Consider the following 19031-nt stretch of genomic DNA (forward strand, 5'->3'; position numbering starts at 1 on the left):
TGGCTCACAGGTACGCAGCGTTGGCCGCATCGAGGCGGCCCTGGGCGCGCAGGATCAATTCGCAGAATTCGCGAGCGGCACCCTCGCCACCACGGGCCTGGGTGATGCCGTGAGCGTGTTCGCGCACGAAGCTGGCGGCATTGGCCACCGCCATGCCCAGGCCGACACGGCGAATCACCGGCAGGTCGGGCAGGTCGTCGCCGAGATAGGCCACTTCTTCATAGCTTAGGTTGAGCTGGGCAAGAAGCCCGTCGAGTACCACCAGTTTGTCTTCGCGGCCCTGGAACAGGTGTGGAATGCCGAGGTTCTTCGCACGTCGCTCCACTACCGGCGTCTTGCGGCCGCTGATGATAGCCGTCTGCACGCCGGCTGCCATCAACATCTTGATGCCCTGGCCGTCGAGGGTGTTGAACGTCTTGAATTCGCTGCCGTCTTCGAGGAAGTACAGGCGTCCGTCGGTCAGCACGCCATCGACGTCGAACACCGCCAGTTTGATGTGCTTGCCGCGTTGCAGTAGATCGGTGCTCATTACATTACTCCTGCGCGCAGCAAGTCGGAGAGGTTGAAGGCACCAATAGGACGGTCCTCCTTGTCCACCACCACCAGCGCATTGATTCGATGGTCTTCCATGATTTTCAGGGCCTCGGCCGCCAACATGTCGGGACGGGCGGTCTTGCCGTGAACGGTCATGACCTCGTCGATGGTCGCGTGATGGATATCGATGGTGCGGTCCAGCGTGCGACGCAAATCACCGTCGGTGAAGATCCCGGCAAGTTTGCCATCGGCTTCGAGGATCGCCGTCATGCCCAGGCCTTTGCGGGTCATTTCCATCAGCGCGTCCTTGAGCAGGGTGCCGCGCGGAACTTGCGGCAGCTCTTTTCCGGCGTGCATGACGTTTTCCACTTTCAGCAGCAGGCGTCGGCCCAGTGCGCCGCCCGGGTGGGAAAAGGCGAAATCTTCAGCTGTAAAACCACGGGCTTCCAGTAGCGCAACGGCCAGGGCGTCGCCCATGACCAATGCGGCGGTGGTCGACGAGGTCGGCGCGAGGTTCAGCGGGCAGGCTTCGTGCTCGACGTGAACGTTCAGGTTGACCTCGGCAGCCTTGGCCAGCGGTGAATCGGGGTTGCCGGTCAGGCTGATCAGCTGAATGCCCAGGCGCTTGATCAGCGGCAGCAGGGTAATGATTTCGTTAGTGGAGCCGGAATTCGACAGGGCCAGGATAATGTCGTCGCGGGTAATCATGCCCATGTCGCCGTGGCTGGCTTCGGCGGGGTGCACGAAAAAGGCCGTGGTGCCGGTGCTGGCCAGGGTGGCGGCGATCTTGTTGCCGATGTGCCCGGATTTGCCCATGCCGACCACGACTACGCGGCCCTTGCTGGCCAGAATCAACTCGCAAGCGCGTACGAAATCTGCGTCGATACGGGGTAGCAAGCCTTGTACGGCTTCCAGTTCGAGGCGGATGGTGCGTTGTGCAGATTGAATCAGGTCGCTGGATTGGCTCATGTTAGAAATCGTATAGCCTGAAAAGGCGGCGATTATAACGGTAATGATCGAAACCCTCACGCAAGTTCGTCGCGCATTGTAATCCGTTGTTACTGAATCCCTCTAAATGAAGCGTTTTACCTGTCATGTTGCTGAATATGGCCCGGCTTGGGCCTTTGGCGCTTGGCCTGCGCAGTGATATAGTTCGCCGCCAGTTCGGCCTGCCCGGGAGGTATGTGCTTTCGCCAGAAAGTCAGGCGTCCGAGTGAGAGGCTGCATCGCAAGGAGTTTAGATGAGTGCCGATAAAGCCTACGCGGTCGAGCTGAAGGGACTGACCTTCAAGCGCGGCGCGCGCAGCATTTTCAATAACGTCGATATCCGTATCCCGCGCGGCAAGGTCACCGGCATCATGGGACCTTCCGGGTGTGGCAAGACCACGCTGTTGCGGCTGATGGGCGCACAGTTGCGCCCCACCAAGGGCGAAGTCTGGGTCAACGGCCAGAATCTGCCGAAATTGTCGCGCAGCGATCTGTTCGATGCGCGCAAGCACATGGGCGTGCTGTTTCAGAGCGGCGCGCTGTTTACCGACCTCGATGTGTTCGAGAACGTCGCCTTTCCGCTGCGCGTTCATACCGAACTGCCGGAAGAAATGATCCGGGACATCGTGCTGCTCAAATTGCAGGCCGTAGGTTTGCGTGGCGCCATCGACCTGATGCCTGACGAGCTGTCCGGCGGCATGAAGCGCCGTGTCGCGCTGGCCCGGGCGATTGCACTCGATCCGCAGATCCTCATGTATGACGAGCCCTTTGTCGGCCAGGACCCGATCGCCATGGGCGTGCTGGTGCGCCTGATCCGCCTGCTCAACGATGCGCTGGGCATCACCAGTATCGTGGTTTCCCACGACCTGGCCGAGACGGCGAGCATCGCCGATTACATCTATGTTGTCGGCGAAGGCCAGGTGTTGGGGCAGGGCACTCCCGAGGAACTGATGAACTCGCAGGAACCACGCATCCGTCAATTCATGACAGGCGAACCCGACGGTCCGGTCGCATACCACTTTCCAGCGACGGATTACCGCGCAGATCTTCTGGGGAAGCGTTGATGCGCAAGATTTCACTGATAGAACGCGTTCGCCGCTTCGGTCACTCCGGCATTGATGTGCTCGGGGTGTTCGGTCGTTCGGCGATCTTCCTGTTTCATGCCCTGCTCGGCCGTGGTGGCATCGGTGGCGGGTTTGGCCTGCTGGTCAAGCAACTGCATTCGGTGGGCGTGATGTCCCTGGTGATCATTGTGGTCTCCGGGGTGTTCATCGGCATGGTGCTGGCGCTGCAAGGGTTCAACATCCTGTCCAGCTACGGTTCGGAACAGGCGGTCGGGCAGATGGTTGCGCTGACACTGCTGCGTGAACTGGGCCCGGTGGTCACGGCCTTGCTGTTCGCCGGGCGTGCCGGTTCGGCCCTGACCGCCGAAATCGGCAACATGAAATCGACCGAGCAGTTGTCCAGCCTGGAAATGATTGGTGTCGACCCGCTCAAGTACATCATTGCCCCGCGCCTGTGGGCCGGCTTCATTTCCCTGCCGGTGCTGGCGATGATTTTCAGCGTGGTGGGTATCTGGGGCGGTTCGTGGGTGGCCGTCGACTGGCTGGGTGTCTATGAAGGTTCCTACTGGTCGAACATGCAAAACAGCGTGACGTTTACCGACGATGTGCTCAACGGCATCATCAAAAGCGTCGTTTTCGCCTTTGTCGTGACCTGGATCGCCGTATTCCAAGGCTATGACTGCGAGCCCACTTCCGAGGGGATCAGTCGTGCCACTACCAAGACCGTGGTGTATGCCTCTTTGGCTGTACTCGGCCTGGACTTTATTCTGACCGCCTTGATGTTTGGAGATTTCTGATGCAAAACCGCACCCTGGAAATAGGTGTCGGCCTTTTCTTGCTCGCTGGCATCCTGGCTTTGCTGTTGCTGGCGTTGCGGGTAAGTGGCCTGTCCCCGAGCGCAACCACCGATACGTATAAACTTTATGCCTATTTCGACAATATCGCCGGTTTGACGGTCAGAGCTAAAGTGACCATGGCCGGTGTGACCATCGGCAAGGTCACGGCAATCGATCTGGACCGCGACAGTTTCACCGGTCGAGTGACCATGCAGCTGGAAAAGAGTGTCGATAATCTGCCGACTGACTCCACTGCATCTATTCTGACCGCTGGCCTGTTGGGCGAGAAGTACATCGGCATCAGCGTGGGCGGGGAACAAGCCCTGCTCAAGGATGGTGGGACTATCCACGACACCCAGTCGTCGCTGGTGCTTGAGGACCTGATCGGTAAATTCCTGCTCAATACCGTTAGCAAAGACGCCAAATGAGGAGCTTTTGAATGATCTCTACCTTGCGACGTGGCCTGTTGGTATTACTCGCGGCCGTGCCGTTGATGGCTAACGCCGTGGCGGCGCCTTCCGCGCATGATCTGGTACAGGACACCACGACCCGGATGCTGGCCGATCTGGCCGCCAACAAAGAAAAGTACAAGCAGGATCCGAAAGACTTTTATGCAGCACTGGATACTATCGTCGGGCCCGTTGTGGATGCCGAAGGTATTTCCAAGAGCATCATGACCGTCAAATACTCGCGCAAAGCCACACCTGCGCAAATGAAGACGTTCCAGGAAAACTTCAAAAAGGGCCTGTTCCAGTTTTATGGCAACGCCTTGCTTGAGTACAACAACCAAGGCATCGTCGTCGAACCTGCCAAGGACGAGTCCGGAGACCGTACAAGCGTTGGCATGACGGTCAAAGGCAGCAGTGGCGCGATCTATCCTGTGTCTTACACACTGGAAAAGATCAATGGCGAGTGGAAGCTGCGTAACGTCATCATCAATGGCATCAACATCGGCAAGCTGTTCCGCGATCAGTTCGCTGATGCGATGCAGCGCAATGGCAACGACCTGGACAAGACCATCAACAATTGGGCCGGGGAAGTCGCCAAAGCCAAGGAAGCTACCGAGAAGCAAGCTCCAGCGAAGCAAGCCCAATGAGTGTGTCGGCGATTCGCATGAGCGAATCCGGCGAGCTGATGCTCAGTGGCATGCTGGATTACCGCACCGGCCCTGGCTTGCGCAAGCAGGGTGAGGCGCTGATCAAGTCCAGCAAAGCCGCTACGCTGGTGGTCGATTGCACGGCAGTGTTGAAGTCCAGCAGTGTCGGCTTGTCGCTATTGCTGTGCTTCATGCGTGACGCAGAAGCGGCCGGCAAGGCGTGGAGCATCCGCGGGATGCCAGAAGACATGCGTGAAATCGCTCAGGTCAGCGAGCTGACCGAGCTGTTGGCGCATCCCTAACCAGCATCTATAAAGAAGCCCCCCGTCAGAGTCCTGCTTCGCGGGGTTCGCAGGCGCGGGGCTTTTTTGTATGATGTCCGACCCGCGCGCACAGGGCGCCGATTGAGGTTGAGCATGCAGGCCGTAGAAGTGAAGAGCTTCCTTGAAGGAAAGCTGCCCGGAACGCTGGTAGAAGTTGAGGGCGAAGGCTGCAACTTTCAGCTGAACGTGATTAGCGATGAACTGGCGGCGTTGAGCCCGGTGAAGCGTCAGCAGCAGATCTATGCCCATTTGAACCCATGGATCACCGATGGCAGCATCCATGCGGTCACTATGAAATTTTTCAGCAGCGCGGCCTGGGCCGAGCGCACCTGAGCCCAAGGGCGTCGAGATTCTTATGGATAAATTGATTATTACCGGTGGCGTTCGTCTTGATGGCGAAATCCGCATCTCCGGGGCAAAGAACTCTGCCCTGCCGATCCTGGCTGCCACGCTGCTGTGCGATGGCCCGGTTACCGTTGCCAACCTGCCGCACCTGCACGACATCACCACCATGATCGAGCTGTTCGGTCGCATGGGCATCGAGCCGGTGATCGACGAGAAACTCAGCGTCGAAATCGACCCGCGCACCATCAAGACCCTGATCGCTCCGTACGAACTGGTCAAGACCATGCGTGCGTCGATCCTGGTGCTGGGCCCGATGGTTGCCCGTTTCGGTGAAGCCGAAGTCGCACTGCCTGGCGGTTGCGCCATCGGTTCGCGTCCGGTTGACCTGCACATCCGTGGTCTCGAAGCCATGGGCGCGGTCATCGACGTCGAAGGCGGCTACATCAAGGCCAAGGCGCCTGAAGGTGGCTTGCGCGGCGCGCACTTCTTCTTCGACACCGTCAGCGTGACCGGTACTGAAAACATCATGATGGCGGCCGCTCTGGCCAAGGGCCGTAGCGTTCTGGCCAACGCCGCTCGCGAGCCTGAAGTCATCGACCTGGCGAACTTCCTGATCGCCATGGGCGCGAAGATCACTGGCGCCGGCACCGACACCATCACCATCGATGGCGTCGAGCGTCTGCACCCGGCCACTTACAAAGTCATGCCTGACCGTATCGAAACCGGCACCTACCTGGTGGCGGCGGCGGTGACGGGCGGCCGCGTGAAGGTCAAGGACACCGATCCGACCATTCTCGAAGCCGTTCTGGAAAAACTCCGCGAAGCCGGTGCCGAAATCACCTGCGGCGAAGACTGGATCGAGCTGAATATGCACGGCAAGCGGCCGAAAGCCGTCAACGTGCGGACCGCTCCGTACCCGGCGTTCCCGACCGACATGCAAGCGCAGTTCATCTCCCTCAACGCCATTGCCGAAGGCACGGGTGCAGTGATCGAGACGATCTTCGAAAACCGCTTCATGCACGTTTACGAACTGCACCGCATGGGCGCCAAGATCCAGGTTGAAGGCAACACCGCCATCGTCACCGGCACCGAAAAGCTCAAGGGCGCGCCAGTCATGGCCACCGACCTGCGTGCTTCGGCCAGCCTGGTCATCTCGGCGTTGATCGCCGAAGGCGACACCCTGATCGACCGCATCTACCACATCGACCGTGGTTACGAGTGCATCGAAGAGAAACTGCAGATGCTCGGCGCCAAGATCCGCCGCGTACCGGGCTAGTTTCTGCTGCATGGGCGCAGGGACGTGCCCGACGATTTCGTTTTGAATCGGGGCTGGCAACAGCCTCGATGTGTGTCCGGCGCCATTTGCGACCGGGCATGAGTACCTTGATAAGGACTGACGTTTCCCATGTTGACCATCGCACTGTCCAAGGGCCGCATCCTTGACGACACCCTGCCGCTTCTGGCTGAAGCGGGCATCGTGCCGACCGAGAATCCGGACAAGAGCCGCAAGCTGATCATCCCCACGACCCAGGCCGATGTACGCCTGCTGATCGTGCGCGCCACCGATGTGCCGACTTACGTCGAGCATGGGGCCGCGGACCTGGGCGTCGCCGGTAAAGATGTGCTGATGGAATATGGCGGCCAGGGTTTGTATGAGCCTTTGGACCTGAGAATTGCCCTCTGCAAGCTGATGACTGCTGGCCGTGTCGGCGATGTCGAACCCAAGGGCCGCTTGCGGGTGGCGACCAAGTTCGTCAACGTTGCCAAGCGCTACTACGCCGAACAGGGTCGCCAGGTCGACATCATCAAGCTCTATGGCTCGATGGAACTGGCGCCGCTGATCGGTCTGGCGGACAAGATCATCGACGTGGTCGACACCGGCAACACCCTGCGCGCCAATGGCCTGGAACCCCAGGATTTCATTGCCGACATCAGCTCCCGGCTGATCGTTAACAAAGCTTCGATGAAAATGCAGCACGCCCGTATCCAGGCGTTGATCGACACCCTGCGCAAGGCAGTGGAGTCTCGACACCGCGGCTGATTCACCTGCGCGACCCTTGAGTCGCGCCGTCTATCCGCCTCATAGCCAGAATTCTCAGGTGCCCAAGCGGATCGAATGTTAGCTTCGGGCGCCTGAGTTTTTGCCATTCCTATGAGGCTCTCGCTATGACCGCACCGACTGCAATTCGCCGACTCAACGCTGCTGACCCGGATTTCGCGCATCATCTGGATCATCTGCTGAGCTGGGAAAGTGTGTCTGACGACTCGGTCAATCAGCGGGTGCTGGACATCATCAAGGCTGTGCGCGAGCGTGGCGATGCGGCGCTGGTGGAATTCACCCGGCAGTTCGACGGCCTGGACGTTGCGTCCATGGCGGACCTGATCCTGCCGCGCGAACGCCTGGAACTGGCGCTCACGCGCATTACCGTGCCCCAGCGCGAAGCCCTGGAAGTCGCCGCGACCCGCGTGCGCAGCTACCACGAAAAACAGAAACAGGATTCCTGGAGCTACACCGAAGCCGACGGCACGGTGCTGGGCCAGAAGGTCACGCCGCTGGACCGCGCCGGTCTGTACGTACCGGGCGGTAAGGCGTCGTACCCGTCCTCGGTGCTGATGAACGCGATTCCGGCCAAGGTCGCGGGCGTGACCGAAGTGGTCATGGTCGTGCCGACTCCACGCGGTGAAATCAACGAGCTTGTGCTGGCTGCCGCGTGCATCGCCGGCGTCGACCGCGTGTTCACCATCGGCGGCGCGCAAGCGGTCGCCGCGCTGGCCTACGGCACCGAAAGCGTGCCGAAGGTCGACAAGGTGGTCGGCCCGGGCAACATCTATGTCGCCACTGCCAAGCGCCACGTGTTTGGCCAGGTCGGCATCGACATGATTGCCGGCCCATCGGAAATCCTCGTGGTCTGCGACGGCAAGACCGATCCGGACTGGATCGCCATGGACCTGTTCTCCCAGGCCGAGCACGACGAAGACGCCCAGGCGATTCTGGTCAGCCCGGACGCCGAGTTCCTCGACCAGGTCGCGGCCAGCATCGCCAAGCTGCTGCCGACCATGGAACGCGCCGAGATCATCCAGACCTCGATCAATGGTCGTGGTGCGCTGATCAAGGTTCGCGACATGGAGCAAGCCATCGAAGTGGCCAACCGCATCGCGCCGGAGCACCTGGAGTTGTCGGTGGCCGACCCGCAAGCCTGGCTGCCGCAGATCCGCCACGCCGGTGCGATCTTCATGGGCCGTCACACCTCCGAAGCCCTGGGCGACTACTGCGCCGGTCCGAACCACGTGTTGCCGACTTCCGGCACGGCGCGGTTTTCCTCGCCGCTGGGTGTGTATGACTTCCAGAAACGCTCGTCGATCATCTTCTGCTCCGAGCAGGGTGCGTCCGAACTGGGCAAGACCGCTTCCGTGCTGGCCCGTGGCGAGTCCTTGACCGCCCACGCCCGCAGCGCCGAATACCGCATCGTTGACGATCAAGAGGGAAACTGAACATGAGTAAATTCTGGAGCCCGTTCGTCAAGGATCTGGTGCCTTACGTGCCGGGCGAGCAGCCGAAACTGGCGAAACTGGTGAAGCTCAACACCAACGAAAACCCGTACGGCCCGTCGCCCAAAGCGTTGGCGGCGATGCAAACCGAACTGAATGACAACCTGCGTCTGTACCCGGACCCGAACAGTGACGTGCTCAAGCAAGCCGTTGCCAAGTACTACGGCGTGCAGGGCAATCAGGTGTTCCTCGGCAACGGTTCCGATGAAGTCCTGGCGCACATCTTCCACGGTCTGCTGCAACACGATAAGCCGCTGCTGTTCCCGGACATCAGCTACAGCTTCTACCCGGTGTACTGCGGTTTGTACGGCATCAAGTTCGACGCGGTGCCGCTGGACGAGCAGTTCCAGATCGACCCGGCGGATTACGCCAAGCCGAACGGCGGGATCATTTTCCCGAACCCGAACGCGCCGACCGGTTGCCTGTTGGCACTGGACGCGGTCGAGCAAATCCTCAAGGCCAGCCCGGATTCGGTGGTGGTCGTGGATGAGGCGTACATCGACTTCGGCGGCGAAACGGCGATCACGCTGGTGGACCGTTATCCGAATCTGTTGGTCACTCAGACACTGTCCAAGTCGCGCTCGCTGGCCGGTTTGCGGGTAGGGCTGGCGGTGGGGCATCCAGACTTGATCGAAGCGCTGGAGCGGATCAAGAACAGCTTCAACTCCTATCCGCTGGATCGCCTGGCGATTGTCGGGGCGGCAGCGGCGTTCGAGGATCGTGATTACTTCGACAAGACGTGCCGACTGGTGATCGAGCACCGTGACAAGGTGGTCGGGGAGTTGCAGGCGAAGGGGTTTGAAGTGTTGCCGTCGGCGGCGAACTTCATCTTCGCCCGGCACCCGCAGCACGATGCGGCTGGCCTGGCGGCGAAGTTGCGTGAACAAGGGGTGATCGTTCGGCACTTCAAGCAGGAACGGGTTGCCCAGTTCCTGCGGATCTCCATCGGCACGCCAGAGCAGAATCAAGCCCTCATCGACGGCCTGAGCGACCTGTAACTCAACACTAGTCCTGTGGGAGCGTGGCTTGCCCGCGATGAACGATAATGCGGTGCATCTGTTGCACCGCGGCGTTCCCATCGCGGGCAAGCCACGCTCCCACAGTGGTTTTGTGTCGAGTGCTTACTCTTCTTCTTTCTCTTTGACCGGTGCCGGTGGCGGACGCAAGCCGATTTCTGCGGTGAGCTTGAGTTCTTTGCCGTTGCGCATCACCTGAATCGTGACCTTGTCGGTCGGTTTGATCCGCGCCACCTGGTTCATCGAACGGCGACCATCGCCAGCCGGTTCACCGTCGATGCTGAGGATCACGTCGCCCAACTGCAGCCCGGCCTTCTGCGCCGGACCGTCGCGGAAAATCCCCGCGACCACAATCCCCGGACGCCCCGACAGACCAAACGACTCAGCCAGTTCCTGGCTCAGCGGCTGCACTTCAATGCCCAGCCAGCCACGAATCACCTGGCCGTGCTCGATGATCGACTTCATCACTTCCATGGCCAGTTTGACCGGGATCGCAAAACCGATGCCCTGCGAGCCGCCGGACTTGGAGAAAATCGCTGTGTTAATGCCGGTCAAGTTACCGTTGGCGTCCACCAGCGCACCACCGGAGTTGCCCGGGTTGATCGCTGCGTCGGTCTGGATGAAGTCTTCGTAGTTGTTCAGGCCCAACTGATTGCGCCCGGTGGCACTGATGATGCCCATGGTCACGGTCTGGCCGACGCCGAACGGGTTGCCGATGGCCAGGGCCACGTCGCCGATGCGGATGTTGTCGGAACGGCCAACGGTGATCGCCGGAAGATTCTTCAAGTCGATCTTAAGAACCGCGAGGTCGGTCTCCGGGTCGCTGCCGATCACGCGGGCCAGGGTTTCGCGGCCGTCCTTGAGCGCGACGACGATCTGGTCGGCGCCGCTGGTCACGTGGTTGTTGGTCAGCAGGTAGCCTTCCGGGCTCATGATCACGCCGGAGCCGAGGCTCGACTCCATGCGTTTCTGCTTGGGCGAGTTGTCGCCGAAGAAGCGGCGGAACTGCGGGTCTTCGAACAACGGATGATTCGGTTTGTTGACCACTTTGGTGGTGTACAGGTTGACCACCGACGGCGCGGCGGTTGTCACCGCGTCGGCATAGGACACCGGGCCTTGTTGCATGGTGGTGGTTTGCGGCGCTTGCTGCATGTTGACGTCGAGGCTCGGAAGCCCGACCCACTGCGGGTAACGCTGGATGATCAACAGAGCGATAAGCACGCCGGCCAACAGCGGCCAGCCGGAAAAACGCAGCGCCTTGAGCATTAAGCACGTCCTGAAAGGTTGCAGGCGGTATGAGACCGCCCATAATGTCGCGCATTATACGAGGCCGCGCGCGCCTCTGAACGGGATATTTAGGAGTCTTTTATGGCCGTTGCCCTGAGCACCCTCGTCGAAGAAGCCGACCGTTACCTCAACAGTGCCAAGATTGCTGATTACTGCCCCAACGGCTTGCAGGTTGAAGGCCGGCCGCAGGTGATGCGCATCGTCAGTGGCGTCACCGCCAGCCAGGCTTTGCTCGATGCCGCCGTGGAGGCCAACGCCGATTTGGTGCTGGTGCATCACGGCTACTTCTGGAAAGGCGAGAACCCGTGCATCACCGGCATGAAGCAGCGTCGTTTGAAAACCCTGCTCAAGCACGATATCAGCCTGCTGTCCTACCACCTGCCGCTGGACCTGCACCCGGACGTCGGCAACAACGTGCAACTGGCGCGTCAGTTGGACATCACGGTCGAAGGTCCGCTCGATCCGGATAACCTCAAGGTGGTCGGCCTGGTCGGTTCATTGAACGAACCGGTGACGCCACGGGATTTCGCCCGCCGCGTGCAGGAAGTCATGGGCCGCGAGCCGTTGCTGATCGAAGGCAGCGAGATGATTCGCCGGGTCGGCTGGTGCACCGGTGGCGGCCAGGGTTACATCGATCAGGCGGTTTTGGCCGGCGTCGATCTGTACCTCAGCGGTGAAGCCTCCGAGCAAACCTTCCACAGCGCCCGGGAAAACGACATCAGCTTCATCGCCGCCGGTCACCACGCCACCGAGCGCTACGGCGTGCAGGCGTTGGGCGATTACCTGGCGCGACGCTTTGCCCTTGAGCACATCTTCATCGATTGCCCAAACCCGATCTAATCACACGCCCCCTGTAGGAGCTGGCTTGCCAGCGAAGACGGCCTCGAGAACGCTGCAAGATTCAAGGCACTCTTCGCTGGCAAGCCAGCTCCTAGGTCCCGGTTGTGCCCAAACGAGGGGGTATATTCATATACCCTTTCGATCTAGCCCACGTCCTGATTAGAAGAGGTCGCTGTGCTAGGATTCCCCGCTCGAACACGGCCCGCTGGCCGTCCATAAGATCGTTTTCGTGAGTAGCCATGGTCGACAAACTGACGCATCTGAAACAGCTGGAGGCCGAAAGCATCCACATCATCCGCGAGGTCGCCGCCGAGTTCGATAACCCGGTGATGCTGTACTCCGTCGGTAAAGACTCCGCCGTGATGCTGCACCTTGCGCGCAAGGCATTCTTCCCGGGCAAGCTGCCGTTCCCGGTGATGCACGTCGACACCCGGTGGAAGTTCAAGGAAATGTACGCGTTCCGCGACCGCATGGTCGAAGAACTGGGCCTGGACCTGATTGTGCATGTCAATCCCGAGGGCGTTGCGCAGGGTATCAACCCGCTCACCCACGGTAGCGCCAAGCACACCGACATCATGAAAACCGAAGGCCTCAAGCAGGCCCTCGACAAGCATGGTTTCGACGCCGCTTTCGGCGGTGCCCGCCGCGACGAAGAGAAGTCCCGTGCCAAAGAGCGCGTGTACTCCTTCCGCGACACCAAGCACCGCTGGGACCCGAAAAACCAGCGTCCGGAGTTGTGGAACGTCTACAACGGCAAGGTCAACAAGGGCGAATCCATTCGTGTGTTCCCGCTGTCGAACTGGACCGAGCTGGACATCTGGCAGTACATCTACCTCGAAGGCATCCCGATCGTGCCGCTGTATTTCGCCGCCGAGCGCGACGTCATCGAGATGAATGGCACCTGGATCATGATCGACGACGAACGCCTGCTCAATCACCTGAGCGATGAAGACAAGGCGCGCATCGTCAAGAAGAAGGTCCGTTTCCGTACGCTCGGCGATTACCCGCTGACCGGTGCGGTCGAGTCCGAGGCCACCAGCCTGACCGACATCATTCAGGAAATGCTCCTGACGCGAACTTCCGAACGCCAGGGCCGGGTCATCGATCACGATGGCGCAGGCTCGATGGAAGAAAAGAAACGTCAGGGTTATTTCTAAGGGGTTGTCATGTCGCACGTATCTGATTTGATCAGCGAGGACATCCTCGCCTACCTGGGCCAGCACGAACGCAAGGAAATGCTGCGCTTCCTGACCTGTGGCAACGTCGACGACGGCAAGAGCACCCTGATCGGGCGCCTGCTGCACGACTCCAAAATGATCTACGAAGATCACCTGGAAGCCATTACCCGCGACTCGAAAAAAGTCGGCACCACCGGTGATGACATCGACCTGGCATTGCTGGTCGACGGCCTGCAGGCCGAGCGGGAGCAGGGCATCACCATCGATGTCGCTTACCGTTATTTCTCCACCGCCAAGCGCAAATTCATCATCGCCGACACCCCTGGCCATGAGCAGTACACCCGCAACATGGCCACCGGTGCCTCCACCTGTGACCTGGCGATCATTCTGGTGGACGCCCGTTACGGCGTGCAGACCCAGACCCGTCGCCACAGCTTCATCGCCTCGTTGCTCGGCATCAAGCACATCGTGGTCGCCATCAACAAAATGGACCTCAACGGCTTCGATGAAACAGTCTTCGAGTCGATCAAGGCCGATTACCTGAAGTTCGCCGAAGGCATCGCGTTCAAGCCGACCACCATGGCCTTCGTGCCGATGTCCGCCCTGAAGGGCGACAACGTGGTGAACAAGTCCGAGCGTTCGCCGTGGTACACCGGCCAATCGCTGATGGAGATTCTCGAGACCGTCGAAATCGCCAGCGACCGCAACTACACCGACCTGCGTTTCCCGGTGCAGTACGTCAACCGTCCAAACCTGAACTTCCGTGGTTTCGCCGGCACCCTGGCCAGCGGTGTCGTGCACAAGGGCGACGAAGTGGTTGTGCTGCCGTCGGGCAAGAGCAGCCGCGTGAAATCCATCGTCACCTTCGAAGGTGAACTGGAACACGCCGGTCCGGGTCAGGCGGTAACGCTGACCATGGAAGACGAAATCGATATCTCTCGCGGTGACTTGCTGGTGCACGCCGACAACCTGCCGCAAGTGACTGACGCCTTCGACGCCATGCTGGTATGGATGGCTGAAGAACCGATGCTGCCGGGCAAGAAATACGACATCAAACGCGCGACGACTTACGTGCCGGGTTCGATCACCAGCATCGTCAACCGGGTTGACGTGAACACCCTGGAAGAAGGTGCGGCCAGTTCGTTGAACCTGAACGAGATCGGTCGCGTCAAGATCAGCCTCGACGCGGCCATCGCGCTGGACGGTTACGCGAGCAACCGCACCACCGGTTCGTTCATCGTCATTGACCGTTTGACCAACGGCACCGTCGCCGCCGGCATGATCATCGCTCAGCCATTGAGCCATGGCACCAGCACGCACCACGGCAAACTGGCTCACGTTGCTACCGAAGAACGTGCCCAGCGCTTCGGCCAGCAACCGGCCACCGTGTTGTTCAGCGGTTTGTCGGGCGCCGGTAAAAGCACCCTGGCCTACGCGGTTGAACGCAAGCTGTTCGACATGGGCCGTGCGGTGTTCGTACTCGATGGCCAGAACCTGCGTCACGACCTGAACAAAGGTCTGCCACAGGATCGCGCCGGGCGTACCGAGAACTGGCGTCGTGCGGCGCACGTTGCGCGTCAGTTCAACGAAGCCGGTTTGCTGACGCTGGCGGCCTTCGTGGCACCGAGTGCCGAAGGTCGTGAGCAGGCTCGGGAGCTGATCGGCAAGGAACGTCTGCTGACGGTCTATGTCCAGGCTTCGCCAACGGTCTGTGCCGAGCGTGATCCACAAGGTCTGTACGCGGCGGCTGGCGATAACATCCCGGGCGAATCTTTCCCGTTCGATGTGCCGCTGGATGCCGATCTGGTGATCGCCACCCAGTCGCTGTCGCTGGAAGAAAGCGTCAAGGAAGTGCGGGATCTGCTGCGCAGGGGTGGCGCGATCTAAGGGGTAGCCGTTAAAAAAAAACCCGCCGATGAGTGATCATCGGCGGGGTTTTTTTTGTGTGGGGGGGCGCGGGCGCGGGCAAGCCCGCTCCCACAGGAATCGCGTCGTGCGCGAGCGATATGAACACCTCAAACCCTGTGGGAGCGGGCTTGCCCGCGATGAGGCCGGTACTGGCAACTCAAACCCTGGCGGGATACTCCCGATGCATCTGCGCCAGCAACGCATCCTTGTCTTCCCACAGCTGATTGATCCAGCCCTGAAACTGCAAGCGATACTCGCCATCCTGGTCGTAATTCTTGCCAATGAACTGCGGCGGAATCTTCAGTTCCTGAAAATGCACCACCACATCTTTCACATTGCCACAGAGCAAATCCCAATACCCCGGACGCCCGCCCGGATAGTGAATGGTCACGTTGACGATCGATTCCAGTTGCTCACCCATCGCATCCAGCACAAACGCAATGCCGCCAGCCTTGGGTTTCAATAAGTAGCGGAACGGTGATTTCTGCTGCGCATGCTTGCCCTCGGTGAAGCGCGTGCCTTCGACGAAGTTGAAAATCCCTACCGGGTTATTGCGGAACTTGTCGCAGGTCTTGCGGGTGGTTTCCAGGTCTTTGCCTTTCTTCTCCGGGTGCTTTTCCAGGTACGCCTTGGAGTAGCGCTTCATGAACGGAAAGCCCAGGGTCCACCAGGCCAGGCCAATCACCGGGACCCAGATCAGCTCTTGCTTGAGAAAGAACTTCAGCGGCTGGATGCGACGGTTGAGCACGTATTGCAGGACCATGATGTCGACCCAGCTCTGATGGTTGCTGGTGATCAGGTACGAGTGCTGATAGTCCAGCCCTTCAAGGCCGCTGAGGTGCCAGCGGGTGCGGCAGACCAGGTTCATCCAGGCCTTGTTGTTGCTGATCCAGGCTTCATGGGTATGGCTCATCAGCCAACGGGTGAAACGTTGGGTGAGGGCGAAGGGCAACACTTTGAAGATCGCCACGCAGAACAGAAACGAGCACAGCAAAATCGTGTTCAGTGCCAACAGCAACGAGGCAATCACGCCTCGCAGCGGTGCAGGGAGGGAAGCCAGCATTTAAAGATCCAAAGGTCGGTTGGCAGCTTGAATCGCGGTCAACGCGATGGTGTAGACGATGTCGTCGACTTGCGCGCCGCGCGGCAAATCGTTCACCGGTTTGCGCAGGCCTTGCAGCATCGGCCCGAGGCTGACGCAGTCGGCGCTACGTTGCACGGCTTTGTGGGTGGTGTTGCCGGTGTTCAGGTCGGGGAACACGAACACCGTGGCGCGGCCGGCCACCTGGCTGTTCGGCGCCAGTTGCCGGGCCACGGTTTCGTTGGCGGCGGCGTCGTACTGCAACGGACCGTCGATCAGCAGCGAGTGCTGTTGTTCGTGGGCGAGCAGGGTGGCTTCGCGCACTTTCTCGACTTCTTCGCCGCTGGCCGATTCACCGCTGGAGTAGCTGATCATCGCCACGCGCGGGGTGATGCCGAACGCTGCTGCCGAATCCGCGCTTTGCAGGGCGATTTCCGCCAGTTCGCTGGCGCTCGGGGGCGGGTTCATCACGCAGTCGCCGTAGACCAGCACTTCCTCCGGGAAGAGCATGAAGAACACCGACGACACCAGCGTGCAGCCGGGTGCCGTTTTAATCAGCTGCAAGGCCGGGCGGATGGTGTTGGCGGTGGAGTGAATGACGCCGGACACGAGGCCGTCGACTTCATCCAGCGCCAGCATCATGGTGCCGATTACCACGGTGTCTTCCAGTTGCTGCTCGGCCATCGGCGCGTTGAGGCTTTTGCTCTTGCGCAGTGCAACCATCGGTTCGACGTAGCGTTCGCGGATCAGGTCCGGATCAAGAATTTCCAGCCCTGGCGGCAGCTCGATATCGTGAGCCCGAGCGACGGCTTCGACGTCGGCCGGTTTCGCCAGCAACACGCAACGGGCAATCCCGCGCGCCTGACAGATCGCCGCCGCTTGCACGGTCAACGGCTCGCTGCCTTCGGGCAGGACGATGCGTTTGTTGGCGGCCTGGGCGCGCTGGATCAATTGATAACGGAACACCGCGGGCGACAGGCGCATTTCCCGTGGGGTGCCGCAGCGCTGGTGCAGCCAGTTGGCGTCGAGGTGGCTGGCGACGAAATCAGTGATGATCTCCGCGCGCTCACGGTCGTCGATCGGGATTTCCTTGTTCAGGCCATTCAACTGGTTGGCGGTGTCGTAGGAGCCGGTGCTCACCGACAACACTGGCAAGCCCGCCTGCAACGCGCCACGGCACAGGTCCATGATGCGCGGGTCGGGCAGGGTGTCGCTGGTCAGCAACAGGCCGGCCAGCGGCACGCCGTTCATGGCGGCGAGGCTGACGGCGAGGATGATGTCGTCGCGGTCACCGGGGGTCACCACCAGCACGCCGGGCTTGAGCAGCTCCACGGTGTTGCGCATGGTCCGGGCGCAGATGATGATTTTGGTCATGCGCCGGGTTTCGTAATCGCCGGCATTGAGGATTTGCGCGCCCATCAGGTCAGCCACGTCACGGGTGCGTGGCGCGTTCAGTTCCGGTTGGAACGGGATGCAACCCAGCAAGCGGAAATCGCCGCTGCGCAGTAATGGCGAATGCTCTTTCAGGCGCGCGGCGAAGGCGTCCATGCTTTCGTCGGTCTTGACCTTGTTGAGAATCACGCCGAGGACTTTCGGGTCTTTCGGCCCGCCGAACAATTGCGCCTGCAATTCCACGCGGCCCGAGAGTTCGGTCAGCACTTCGTTTTCCGGTGCCGACACCAGAATCACATCGGCGTCGAGGCTCTTGGCCAAATGCAGATTGACCCGCGCGGCGTAGCTGGCGCTGCGGGTCGGGACCATGCCTTCGACGATCAGCACGTCCTTGCCGATGGCGGCTTGCTGATAGAGGGTGATGATTTCTTCGAGCAACTCATCCAGCTGACCGTCACCGAGCATGCGCTCGACATGCGCCAGGCCCAGCGGCTGGGGCGGTTTCAGACCGTGGGTGCGCGCCACCAGCTCGGTGGAGCGCTCAGGCCCGGTATCACCCGGATGGGGCTGGGCAATCGGTTTGAAAAAGCCGACTTTGAGGCCGGCCCGCTCAAGGGTACGTACCAGCCCGAGGCTGATGGAGGTCAGACCCACACCAAAATCGGTGGGTGCGATAAAAAAAGTTTGCATGCGGATTCTCTGGAGGTGCATGGCAGTGGTGAACGCCTATGACTGGCCTTCTACCGAATTTCAGTCGCCAAGGTTATCGCTAACCGAGCCTTGTGCGCACCAACCGCAATCAAAGGGCTGGCCTATTTTTTCATTGCGCAGCAAAGGCTCCATCACCCAGGCCCGGGATTGCCATGGCGGCTGGTGGCGCAGGTGCTGTGTGTGGCCGCAGGAAAGCTCGGCCACCCAGTGGCCGTCCTCGTCTTGATGGAAGCCTGTGATCGTCGCACCCCGTCTGTCCGGGTTGTGTTCGCTTTCGGACGATTGCTTCGCTAAACTTGGACATTCTTCATTCTTATGCAAAAGGTCTCGCCCCATGCTGATCGCCGCCAATAAGGCTGTCTCCATCGACTATACCCTGACCAACGACGCTGGTGAGGTCATCGACAGCTCCGCCGGCGGCGCGCCGCTGGTCTACCTGCAAGGCGCAGGTAACATCATTCCGGGCCTGGAAAAGGCACTGGAAGGCAAAGCAGTCGGTGACGAACTGACTGTCGCCGTAGAACCTGAAGATGCCTACGGCGAATACGCTGCCGAACTGGTCAGCACTTTGAGCCGCAGCATGTTCGAAGGCGTCGACGAACTGGAAGTGGGCATGCAGTTCCACGCTTCCGCTCCGGACGGCCAGATGCAGATCGTCACCATTCGCGATCTGGACGGCGACGATGTCACCGTCGACGGCAACCACCCGTTGGCCGGTCAGCGCCTGAATTTCCAGGTCAAGATCATCGACATCCGTGATGCCAGCCAGGAAGAAATCGCTCATGGCCACGTCCATGGCGAAGGTGGCCATCACCACTGATTTTCTGCGCTAAGCTTTCGAGAACTGGAGAGGCGCCCGAGGGCGCCTTTTTTAGTCCGCGGCT

The 19031-nt window shown here is 60.4% G+C and carries 20 protein-coding genes; 14 read left to right on the forward strand and 6 right to left on the reverse strand.

Annotated features, from left to right (window positions below):
- Nucleotides 1-4: 4 nt before the first annotated feature.
- Both AEQ67_RS07535 and AEQ67_RS07540 read right to left on the reverse strand, forming a co-directional pair.
- Nucleotides 5-529, reverse strand: coding sequence for a KdsC family phosphatase (locus AEQ67_RS07535; RefSeq protein WP_059403255.1), 525 nt, complete (start codon nt 527-529; stop codon nt 5-7).
- Nucleotides 529-1503 (reverse strand): KpsF/GutQ family sugar-phosphate isomerase, encoded by a 975-nt coding sequence (locus tag AEQ67_RS07540; RefSeq protein ID WP_059403256.1) that lies wholly within the window; start codon nt 1501-1503, stop codon nt 529-531. Before AEQ67_RS07540 ends, AEQ67_RS07535 begins: the two co-directional genes overlap by 1 nt.
- Before the next feature lie 272 nt (nt 1504-1775).
- Between AEQ67_RS07540 and AEQ67_RS07545 the strand changes: the two genes are divergently transcribed.
- The 10 genes from AEQ67_RS07545 to hisC all read left to right on the forward strand — a co-directional run bounded on the left by AEQ67_RS07545 (nt 1776) and on the right by hisC (nt 9732).
- On the forward strand, nt 1776-2585 hold the full coding sequence (locus AEQ67_RS07545) for an ATP-binding cassette domain-containing protein (protein WP_059403257.1): 810 nt from the start codon (nt 1776-1778) through the stop codon (nt 2583-2585).
- Nucleotides 2585-3382, forward strand: a complete 798-nt coding sequence (gene mlaE / locus AEQ67_RS07550; RefSeq protein ID WP_059403258.1) for a lipid asymmetry maintenance ABC transporter permease subunit MlaE — start codon at nt 2585-2587, stop codon at nt 3380-3382. The genes AEQ67_RS07545 and mlaE overlap by 1 nt, the downstream gene beginning before the upstream one ends.
- Nucleotides 3382-3849: an outer membrane lipid asymmetry maintenance protein MlaD gene (gene mlaD / locus AEQ67_RS07555; RefSeq protein WP_059403259.1), complete on the forward strand. Its 468-nt coding sequence runs from the start codon at nt 3382-3384 to the stop codon at nt 3847-3849. Before mlaE ends, mlaD begins: the two co-directional genes overlap by 1 nt.
- Nucleotides 3850-3860: 11 nt before the next feature.
- The gene (locus tag AEQ67_RS07560) at nt 3861-4517 is read left to right on the forward strand and encodes an MlaC/ttg2D family ABC transporter substrate-binding protein (protein WP_059403260.1); all 657 of its coding nucleotides are present in this window, start codon (nt 3861-3863) and stop codon (nt 4515-4517) included.
- Nucleotides 4514-4819, forward strand: coding sequence for an STAS domain-containing protein (locus AEQ67_RS07565; protein ID WP_059403261.1), 306 nt, complete (start codon nt 4514-4516; stop codon nt 4817-4819). Before AEQ67_RS07560 ends, AEQ67_RS07565 begins: the two co-directional genes overlap by 4 nt.
- A 114-nt stretch (nt 4820-4933) precedes the next feature.
- Nucleotides 4934-5173 (forward strand): BolA family protein, encoded by a 240-nt coding sequence (locus tag AEQ67_RS07570; protein WP_007912386.1) that lies wholly within the window; start codon nt 4934-4936, stop codon nt 5171-5173.
- Nucleotides 5174-5195: 22 nt separating this feature from the next.
- The gene (gene murA / locus AEQ67_RS07575; RefSeq protein WP_059403262.1) at nt 5196-6461 is read left to right on the forward strand and encodes a UDP-N-acetylglucosamine 1-carboxyvinyltransferase; all 1266 of its coding nucleotides are present in this window, start codon (nt 5196-5198) and stop codon (nt 6459-6461) included.
- 129 nt (nt 6462-6590) lie between these two features.
- Nucleotides 6591-7226, forward strand: coding sequence for an ATP phosphoribosyltransferase (hisG, locus tag AEQ67_RS07580; protein ID WP_007901570.1), 636 nt, complete (start codon nt 6591-6593; stop codon nt 7224-7226).
- A gap of 125 nt (nt 7227-7351) precedes the next feature.
- Complete coding sequence (gene hisD / locus AEQ67_RS07585) at nt 7352-8677, forward strand: histidinol dehydrogenase (RefSeq protein ID WP_059403263.1); 1326 nt, start codon at nt 7352-7354, stop codon at nt 8675-8677.
- A 2-nt stretch (nt 8678-8679) separates the two neighbouring features.
- Nucleotides 8680-9732: a histidinol-phosphate transaminase gene (hisC, locus tag AEQ67_RS07590; RefSeq protein ID WP_059403264.1), complete on the forward strand. Its 1053-nt coding sequence runs from the start codon at nt 8680-8682 to the stop codon at nt 9730-9732.
- A gap of 123 nt (nt 9733-9855) precedes the next feature.
- Here the strand turns inward: hisC and algW are convergent, their stop codons facing one another.
- Nucleotides 9856-11016 carry a Do family serine endopeptidase AlgW gene (algW, locus tag AEQ67_RS07595; RefSeq protein WP_059403265.1) on the reverse strand — a complete coding sequence of 387 codons (1161 nt, stop codon included), beginning with the start codon at nt 11014-11016 and terminating at the stop codon, nt 9856-9858.
- A gap of 102 nt (nt 11017-11118) precedes the next feature.
- Between algW and AEQ67_RS07600 the strand changes: the two genes are divergently transcribed.
- From AEQ67_RS07600 to cysN, 3 genes are all read left to right on the forward strand, one after another.
- On the forward strand, nt 11119-11877 hold the full coding sequence (locus tag AEQ67_RS07600; protein WP_059403266.1) for a Nif3-like dinuclear metal center hexameric protein: 759 nt from the start codon (nt 11119-11121) through the stop codon (nt 11875-11877).
- A gap of 239 nt (nt 11878-12116) precedes the next feature.
- A complete protein-coding gene (cysD, locus tag AEQ67_RS07605; protein ID WP_059403267.1) occupies nt 12117-13034 on the forward strand; it encodes a sulfate adenylyltransferase subunit CysD in 918 nt (305 codons plus the stop codon).
- 9 nt (nt 13035-13043) lie between these two features.
- Nucleotides 13044-14942 carry a sulfate adenylyltransferase subunit CysN gene (gene cysN, locus AEQ67_RS07610; protein WP_059403268.1) on the forward strand — a complete coding sequence of 633 codons (1899 nt, stop codon included), beginning with the start codon at nt 13044-13046 and terminating at the stop codon, nt 14940-14942.
- Nucleotides 14943-15120: 178 nt separating this feature from the next.
- Here cysN and AEQ67_RS07615 read toward each other — a convergent pair whose 3' ends face one another.
- From AEQ67_RS07615 to AEQ67_RS07625, 3 genes are read right to left on the reverse strand one after another with little or no spacing between them, the layout of a single operon-like run.
- Nucleotides 15121-16026, reverse strand: a complete 906-nt coding sequence (locus tag AEQ67_RS07615; RefSeq protein ID WP_059403269.1) for an acyltransferase — start codon at nt 16024-16026, stop codon at nt 15121-15123.
- On the reverse strand, nt 16027-18126 hold the full coding sequence (gene pta, locus AEQ67_RS07620) for a phosphate acetyltransferase (RefSeq protein ID WP_059403270.1): 2100 nt from the start codon (nt 18124-18126) through the stop codon (nt 16027-16029). It abuts the gene before it with no gap.
- Between the two features lie 60 nt (nt 18127-18186).
- The gene (locus tag AEQ67_RS07625; protein WP_059403271.1) at nt 18187-18513 is read right to left on the reverse strand and encodes a DUF3565 domain-containing protein; all 327 of its coding nucleotides are present in this window, start codon (nt 18511-18513) and stop codon (nt 18187-18189) included.
- Between AEQ67_RS07625 and AEQ67_RS07630 the strand changes: the two genes are divergently transcribed.
- Nucleotides 18482-18967, forward strand: coding sequence for an FKBP-type peptidyl-prolyl cis-trans isomerase (locus AEQ67_RS07630; RefSeq protein WP_007901600.1), 486 nt, complete (start codon nt 18482-18484; stop codon nt 18965-18967). The genes AEQ67_RS07625 and AEQ67_RS07630 overlap by 32 nt on opposite strands.
- Nucleotides 18968-19031: the final 64 nt, after the last annotated feature.

The organism is Pseudomonas sp. RIT-PI-q (assembly GCF_001297125.1).
In the GTDB taxonomy this organism is placed as follows: domain Bacteria; phylum Pseudomonadota; class Gammaproteobacteria; order Pseudomonadales; family Pseudomonadaceae; genus Aquipseudomonas.

What these genes read in the sequence shown, in the direction of transcription:
- mlaD (WP_059403259.1), top strand. Translation starts at nt 3,382, where the DNA reads ATGCAAAACCGCACCCTGGAAATAGGTGTCGGCCTTTTCTTGCTCGCT.
- AEQ67_RS07570 (WP_007912386.1), top strand. Translation starts at nt 4,934, where the DNA reads ATGCAGGCCGTAGAAGTGAAGAGCTTCCTTGAAGGAAAGCTGCCCGGA.
- hisG (WP_007901570.1), top strand. Translation starts at nt 6,591, where the DNA reads ATGTTGACCATCGCACTGTCCAAGGGCCGCATCCTTGACGACACCCTG.
- algW (WP_059403265.1), bottom strand. Translation starts at nt 11,016, where the DNA reads ATGCTCAAGGCGCTGCGTTTTTCCGGCTGGCCGCTGTTGGCCGGCGTG.
- pta (WP_059403270.1), bottom strand. Translation starts at nt 18,126, where the DNA reads ATGCAAACTTTTTTTATCGCACCCACCGATTTTGGTGTGGGTCTGACC.
- cysD (WP_059403267.1), top strand. Translation starts at nt 12,117, where the DNA reads ATGGTCGACAAACTGACGCATCTGAAACAGCTGGAGGCCGAAAGCATC.
- AEQ67_RS07545 (WP_059403257.1), top strand. Translation starts at nt 1,776, where the DNA reads ATGAGTGCCGATAAAGCCTACGCGGTCGAGCTGAAGGGACTGACCTTC.
- AEQ67_RS07600 (WP_059403266.1), top strand. Translation starts at nt 11,119, where the DNA reads ATGGCCGTTGCCCTGAGCACCCTCGTCGAAGAAGCCGACCGTTACCTC.
- AEQ67_RS07535 (WP_059403255.1), bottom strand. Translation starts at nt 529, where the DNA reads ATGAGCACCGATCTACTGCAACGCGGCAAGCACATCAAACTGGCGGTG.
- AEQ67_RS07630 (WP_007901600.1), top strand. Translation starts at nt 18,482, where the DNA reads ATGCTGATCGCCGCCAATAAGGCTGTCTCCATCGACTATACCCTGACC.
- AEQ67_RS07615 (WP_059403269.1), bottom strand. Translation starts at nt 16,026, where the DNA reads ATGCTGGCTTCCCTCCCTGCACCGCTGCGAGGCGTGATTGCCTCGTTG.
- hisD (WP_059403263.1), top strand. Translation starts at nt 7,352, where the DNA reads ATGACCGCACCGACTGCAATTCGCCGACTCAACGCTGCTGACCCGGAT.
- AEQ67_RS07565 (WP_059403261.1), top strand. Translation starts at nt 4,514, where the DNA reads ATGAGTGTGTCGGCGATTCGCATGAGCGAATCCGGCGAGCTGATGCTC.
- hisC (WP_059403264.1), top strand. Translation starts at nt 8,680, where the DNA reads ATGAGTAAATTCTGGAGCCCGTTCGTCAAGGATCTGGTGCCTTACGTG.
- AEQ67_RS07540 (WP_059403256.1), bottom strand. Translation starts at nt 1,503, where the DNA reads ATGAGCCAATCCAGCGACCTGATTCAATCTGCACAACGCACCATCCGC.
- cysN (WP_059403268.1), top strand. Translation starts at nt 13,044, where the DNA reads ATGTCGCACGTATCTGATTTGATCAGCGAGGACATCCTCGCCTACCTG.
- AEQ67_RS07625 (WP_059403271.1), bottom strand. Translation starts at nt 18,513, where the DNA reads ATGGAGACAGCCTTATTGGCGGCGATCAGCATGGGGCGAGACCTTTTG.
- AEQ67_RS07560 (WP_059403260.1), top strand. Translation starts at nt 3,861, where the DNA reads ATGATCTCTACCTTGCGACGTGGCCTGTTGGTATTACTCGCGGCCGTG.
- mlaE (WP_059403258.1), top strand. Translation starts at nt 2,585, where the DNA reads ATGCGCAAGATTTCACTGATAGAACGCGTTCGCCGCTTCGGTCACTCC.
- murA (WP_059403262.1), top strand. Translation starts at nt 5,196, where the DNA reads ATGGATAAATTGATTATTACCGGTGGCGTTCGTCTTGATGGCGAAATC.